General features: G+C 70.2%; 6 protein-coding genes. 2 read left to right on the forward strand and 4 right to left on the reverse strand.

Going from position 1 to position 6,289, the window contains the following annotated elements; all coding sequences use genetic code 11:
- Positions 1-150 precede the first annotated feature (150 nt).
- A complete protein-coding gene (locus AC07YS_RS31765; RefSeq protein ID WP_062476883.1) occupies positions 151-864 on the reverse strand; it encodes a YebC/PmpR family DNA-binding transcriptional regulator in 714 nt (237 codons plus the stop codon).
- Between the two features lie 96 nt (positions 865-960).
- Entirely contained in the window at positions 961-1,917 is a 957-nt protein-coding gene (locus AC07YS_RS31770) for a DMT family transporter (RefSeq protein ID WP_495270340.1), read from the reverse strand.
- 141 nt (positions 1,918-2,058) lie between these two features.
- On the opposite strand from AC07YS_RS31770, the gene AC07YS_RS31775 reads away from it, so the two are divergent.
- Complete coding sequence (locus AC07YS_RS31775) at positions 2,059-2,940, forward strand: LysR family transcriptional regulator (protein WP_495270342.1); 882 nt, start codon at positions 2,059-2,061, stop codon at positions 2,938-2,940.
- On the opposite strand, the gene AC07YS_RS31780 is transcribed toward AC07YS_RS31775, so the two are convergent.
- Complete coding sequence (locus AC07YS_RS31780; RefSeq protein WP_495270341.1) at positions 2,918-3,655, reverse strand: hypothetical protein; 738 nt, start codon at positions 3,653-3,655, stop codon at positions 2,918-2,920. The two genes, AC07YS_RS31775 and AC07YS_RS31780, sit on opposite strands and share 23 nt — an antisense overlap.
- 1 nt (position 3,656) lies before the next feature.
- On the reverse strand, positions 3,657-4,754 hold the full coding sequence (gene alr / locus AC07YS_RS31785) for an alanine racemase (RefSeq protein ID WP_095949822.1): 1,098 nt from the start codon (positions 4,752-4,754) through the stop codon (positions 3,657-3,659).
- Between the two features lie 171 nt (positions 4,755-4,925).
- Here alr and lplT point away from each other — a divergent pair, with 171 nt between their 5' ends.
- Positions 4,926-6,230: a lysophospholipid transporter LplT gene (lplT, locus tag AC07YS_RS31790; RefSeq protein WP_062476894.1), complete on the forward strand. Its 1,305-nt coding sequence runs from the start codon at positions 4,926-4,928 to the stop codon at positions 6,228-6,230.
- Positions 6,231-6,289 lie beyond the last annotated feature (59 nt).

Raw genomic sequence — 6,289 nt, forward strand, 5'->3', positions numbered from 1 at the left:
GTTGTGCGGCCGATCAACAGCCGCACTGCCAACGCTCACGCCGATGCGGTGCCTTGCGCAGCGAAATCAAGGAGGAGGGGCGAAGCCCCGGGGGACATTCGCGGAGCAAGGCACCGCGTCGGCGGGAGCGTCGCCCTGAATGTCAGGCGCTCAACCCGCCAACCCGACGTACACGTTCTGCACGTCATCGTTCGCATCGATGGCCGCCAGAAACGCCTCGACCTCTTCCAGGTCGGCAGCACTCAGGCTCGCCGGATCGACCGGGTTCTTCGGCCGGTAGCCCAGCTTGGCCGACAGCACGGTGAAGCCCTGGGCCGGGAGCGCGCGGCTCACGAGGTCGAGGTCGGCGGGCTCGGTCAGGAACAGGGTGGTGCCGTCTTCGGCGCCCGGCTCGAAGTCTTGCGCGCCGGCTTCGATGGCGGCCACTTCGGCGTCGGCGTCCTTGCTGGCGGGCTCGGCCTCGATCATGCCGAGGTGGTCGAAGTCCCAGGAGACCGAGCCGGAGGTGCCGAGCTGGCCCTTGCGGAACAGCACGCGCATTTCAGGCGCGGTGCGGTTCACGTTGTCGGTCAGGCACTCGACCATCACGGCCACGCGGTGCGGGGCGAAGCCCTCGTACATGACGTGGTCGAAGTGCACCGCCTCGCCCGTGAGGCCGGCGCCCTTCTTGATGGCGCGGTCGAGCGTGTCCTTCGGCATCGAGACCTTGCGGGCCTGCTCGACGACCAGCCGCAGCCGCGCGTTCGAGGCCGGGTCGGGGCCGTTGCGCGCGGCCATCATGATTTCCTTGGCCAGCTTGCCGAACAACCGGCCCTTGGCATTCGCGGCCACGTCCTTGTGCTTGGCTTTCCATTGCGCGCCCATGTCTGCATTCCTTGGTGTTGTGGGGGGCGGCGAAACGCCGCAGCCCCCGAGGATGCCACGAGCCGGAGGCCTCGCACAGCGGGGCCCCTTCCGCCGTCAGGGGCGCCGCTTCTGTTCGCCCTCCTCAGGCGCCAGGCTGACCCACAGGGCGGCGCCCACGATCAGCAGGCCGCCGGCCCAGCCCCAGGCGCCGATGCGCTCGCCCAGCCCGAGCGCCGCGATGGCCGCGCCGAACACCGGCTCGCTGCCCATGAGCAGCGACACCCGGCTCGGGCTGCTGCGCGAGGCCGCGTGGTTCTGCGCGAAAAAGGCGAACACGGTGCACAGCAGCACGAGATACGCCATGCCCCACCAGAAGCCGGCCGTGGCGGGCGGCAGGTGCCAGGCGCCGCCGCCCGACATGGCCACCAGCGAGAGTGCCGCCGCGCCCAGCGCCATCACGCCGGACTGCACGGCCGTCAGCGTGAGCGCCGGCAGGTTGTGGCGGCCCGCCAGCCGGCGCGTGAGGCACACCATGACGGCGCGCAGGAAGGCAGCGGCGAGCATGAGGGCATCGCCCCATCCCATCGACAGGTCGGCAAGCGAGGGCGCCGACAGCAGGGCCGCGCCCACGGCCGAGAGCCCGGCCGCCCAGAACACGCGCCGCGCCGGCCGCCGGCCCAGCAGCCACCACTCGACGAAGGGCGTGATCGCCACGCACAGGCTGATGAGGAAGGCGGCGTTGCTCGCCAGGGTCAGCGAGACGCCGAAGGTCTCGCACAGGAAGATGGCGAGCAGGTTGGCGCCCAGCAGGCCGCCCACGGCGAGCCCCTGGCGCCATTGCGGGTCACGCCACAGCGGCCGCAGCGCGGGCAGCAGCACGAGAAAGGTGAGGCCGAAGCGCAGCGCGACGAACTCGAGCACCGGCAGTTGCTGCGTCGCCTGCTTGGCCACGGCGTAGCTGCCGCCCCAGACCGCCGCCACGAGCAGCAGCATGAGCTCGGCCGGGCCGAAGCCGGCCGGCCACCACCCGCGCCCCGTCGGGACCGCACCTTGCAACGCCTTTGAATCCATACTGTCTGCCCGCGGCCCGGGGCGCCTGAAAGAAGAAGAGAAGGCGCATTGTTCCGGGCGGCACCAGGGCCGCACAGCCGTCGGCCGGAACAGGACTCTTGCGTGGTCGGAACGAATTCATTTCTCAAGGTGCTGCCCGAGATGGTGACCTTCGTGCGGGTCGCCGAACTGGGCAGCTTCTCGGCCGCCGCCGACCTGCTGGGCATCACGCCCTCGGCCGCGAGCCGGCAGGTGAAGCGGCTCGAACAGGAGATCGGCGTGCAGCTGCTGCAGCGCACCACGCGCCAGTTGCGGCTGACGGAGCCCGGTGCCGAGGCTTTTGCACGCTGCCGCGAGCTGGTGGCGGCGGCGCAGGGCGCGATGGACATCGGCGCGCAGTTCGCGCGCACGCCGGCCGGCCGGGTGCGCCTGAGCGCGCCGAAGGCCTTTGCGCGGCGCGTGCTGCACCCGCACTTGCTCGACTTTCTGCGCCAATACCCGGCGGTGGACGTGCAGCTGATCGTGGCCGACCGCGACATCGACCCGATCCGCGAAGGCGTCGACCTCGTGGTGCGCCTGACCACGGCGCCGCCCGAGGGGCTGGTGGCGCGACAGCTGATGGCGGTCGAGCACATCCTGTGCGCCACGCCGGCCTACCTGGCGCGCCACGGCGCCATCGCGCACCCGCACGACCTGCGCGCACACAGCTGCCTGTCGCTGGGCGAGCACGAGCGCGACAACCACTGGCGCTTTCGAAAAGACGGTGAAGACGAGGTCGAGGTGGTGGTGGACGGCCGCTATGTCTGCAACCACAGCGAGATGCGGCTCGACGGCGCGCTCGCGGACCTGGGCGTGGCCTGCGTGCCGGCCTTCACGGCGCGCGAGGCGTTGGACGAGGGCCGCGTGGTGCGCGTGCTGCCCGACTGGGCGCTGCAGGGCGCCTACCAGGGGCACGCGTGGCTGATGTACCCGCCCAGCCGCTACCTGCCGCCCAAGTGCCGGGTGCTGGTCGAGCACCTGCTCAGCGCGGTGCCTTCCCCGTGAGCACGCGCACGGCCTCGGGCAGCGAGTGGACCTGCGGCATGAAGTGATCGATGAGCGCGCCCAGCGCCACCGCGCAAACCACCGCCCCCAGCAGCGGCTTCCAGGTGAGCCGCACCGCCGCCATGAGCCAGCCTTCTCGCGCCACGCGCACCGCGGCGCGGGCCGACACGTAGGAGAAGGCGACCTCGATCGCCACGGCCAGCAGCGCGTCCCAGCTGAAGTACAGCAGCACCAGCGAGCCCGCGCCGAGCACGACGGCCACGCACAGCAGGAAGATGGCGAGCACCGGCACGACGATGATCGCGCCTTCGTCGGCGCCGCCCGCGGCGTCGAGCGCGCCGCTGGCCACGTCGGAGAGTGCGCTGCCACCGTCGGCGGCGTCGGGCGCGCACCCCGGATCGTCAGCGCCTTCCGTGGTGCCGCCCAGGTCTTCGGGCGCCTCGATCTCGGTGCGCCGCTCCACCAGCCGCTGCGCCCACCAGCGCAGCACGCACAGGTACCCGACATAGCCCACGCCGAGCGTGACGAGGTAGCGCAAGGCCAGCGACTCGACATGCAGCAGGTGCATCTGCAGCGCCGAGGCGCCCCACATCAGCAGCAGCGTGAAAGTGCCGATCAGCAGGCCGTGCGTGCGCAGGCTGTGATCGCGGTGCAGGTCGCGTTCGACCTGCGTTTCCCACAGGCGCACGGAGCGCCAGTTGGAAAGAACCTTCACGTCATTCGTCGGCGGGTGCGAAGGGCACCCGCGGCGCGACCGCGCACATGAGTTCGTAGCCGACGGTGCCGGCGGCCTGGGCCACCTCGTCGATGGGCAGCACCGCGCCGGTCAGGGCCGAGCGGCCCCACAGCGTGACCTCGGCGCCGAACTGCGCGTCGGGCACGGGCGTGAGGTCGACGGTGATCATGTCCATGCTCACGCGGCCCACCATGCGGGTGCGCACGCCGTTCACCAGCACCGGGGTGCCGGTGTCGCAGTGGCGCGGGTAGCCGTCGGCATAGCCGACCGCCGCGATGCCGATGGTGAGCGGGCCCTCGGCCGCGAAGCGCGAGCCGTAGCCGATGGTGTCGCCGGCCTTCAGCGTCTGCACCGAGATGAGCCGGGTCGACAGCGTCATGGTCGGCTGCAGCTGCCAGTGCGCCGCGTCGTGTTCGGGGAAGTCGGGGGCGCTGCCGTACAGCACGATGCCGGGGCGCACCCAGTCGCCGCGCGTGCGCGGCGCATGGCGCAGCGTGGCAGCGCTGTTGGCGATGGAGCGCTCGCCGGGCAGGTCACGCGTGGCACGCTCGAACACCTCGAGCTGATGCTCGATGCCGCGCGGGCCGTCGGCGTCGCTGAAGTGCGTCATGAGCGAGATCTCGTCGACCTGCGGGAGCGCGTTCAGGCGCGTCCAGGCCGAGCCGAAGCGCTCGGGCGAGAAGCCCAGGCGGTTCATGCCGGAGTTCATCTTCAGGAACACGCGCTGCGGCTTGAGGGTCTTGTGGGCCGCGAGCATGTCGATCTGCTCGTCGCAGTGCACCGAATGCCACAGGTCCAGGCGCGAGCACAGCTCCAGGTCGCGCGCGTCGAACACGCCTTCGAGCAGCAGCACCGGGCCGCGCCAGCCCAGCGCGCGCACGCGCTCGGCCTCGGCCAGGTCGAGCAGCGCGAAGCCGTCGGCGCCGCGCAGGCCCTCGAAGACACGCTCGATGCCGTGCCCGTAGGCGTTGGCCTTGACCACGGCCCAGACACGGGCGTCGACGGCCGAGCGGCGGGCGCGGTCGAGGTTGTGGCGCAGGGCGGCGGTGTGGACGGTGGCGAGAATGGGGCGCGGCATGGCGGGTGTTGGGGTGGTTTCAGACCACGTTTTAGCATCTTCGGGAATGGGGTCGAATCCCGTGGGGATGCCTGAATTCGCGTCGTACCCCCATGCTATAACCGCCCATTCGCGCCTGACGCGACACTTTTTCACTACCGCCAGCAGACCCTCTGGCCAGCCAGCCCATCGATGAAGCGCGGTTTTTACACGATCATGTCGGCCCAGTTCTTTTCGTCGCTGGCCGACCAAGCGCTTTTCGTCGTTGCCGTCGATCTCATGCGAAGTTCGGGCGCCCCCGAATGGCAGCGGGCCGCCCTGGTGCCGATCTTCGCGGTCTTCTATGTGGTGCTGGCCCCGCTGGTGGGCGCCTTTGCCGACGCGCTGCCCAAGGGCAAGGTGATGTTCATCAGCAACGCGATCAAGGTCGTGGGCTGCCTGATGATGCTGTTCGGCTCGCACCCGCTGCTGTCGTATTCCATCGTGGGCCTGGGCGCCGCGGCCTACTCGCCGGCCAAGTACGGCATCCTCACCGAGCTGCTGCCGTCGTCGCAGCTGGTCAAGGCCAACGGCTGGATCGAAGGGCTGACCATCGCCTCGATCCTGCTGGGCATCGTGCTCGGCGGCATGCTGGTGGGCCATGCGGTGTCCAGCCAGCTGCTGCTCATCGACCTGCCGTTCATCGACACCGGCATCGACTCGCCGGCCGAAGCCGCCATTGCGGTGCTGATCTTCGTCTACGTGCTCGCGGCCTGGTTCAACACCCGCATCCCGCACACCGGCGTCGAGATGCGCCCGCTGCGCTCCAACCCCGAGCAGAGCATGGTGCGCAACCTGGCCGGCCTGCTGCCCGACTTCTGGCATTGCAACGCCCGCCTGTGGCGCGACCGGCTGGGCCAGATCTCGCTGGCGACCACCACGCTGTTCTGGGGCGCGGGCGGCAACCTCAAGTACATCGTGCTGGCCTGGGCCGCCGTGGCGCTCGAATACAACACCACCCAGGCCTCGGCGCTGACCGGCGTGGTGACCATCGGCACCGCGGTCGGCGCCATCGTGGCCTCGATGTACATGCGGCTGGACATGGCCACGCGCGTGATCCCCATGGGCATCGCGATGGGCCTGATGGTGATCTGCATGAACTTCATCGGCAACGTCTGGCTGGCGGTGCCGTTCCTGATCATCCTGGGCGGCCTGGGCGGCTTCCTGGTGGTGCCGATGAATGCGCTGCTGCAGCACCGCGGCCACAACCTGATGGGCGCGGGCCGCTCCATCGCCGTGCAGAACTTCAACGAGCAGGCCTGCATCCTTCTGCTGGGCGGCTTCTACAGCGTGTGCACGGGCCTGGGCCTGTCGGCCTACGGCGCGATCAGCGCCTTCGGCCTCGTGGTGGCGGGCTGCATGTGGATCATCAAGCGCTGGCACGAGAACAACCTCAAGAAGTATCCTGAGGAAGTCGAGCACCTCCTCGCGATCGCCCGCAGCGACAAGCACCACTGATTTCGCGCGACCGCGTTGGTGCAATGGCCGGCGCGCCGAGCGCCCCCACCCCAACGCCC

The sequence above is a fragment of the Variovorax sp. GW458-11-26-14-LB1 genome (assembly GCF_059423965.1).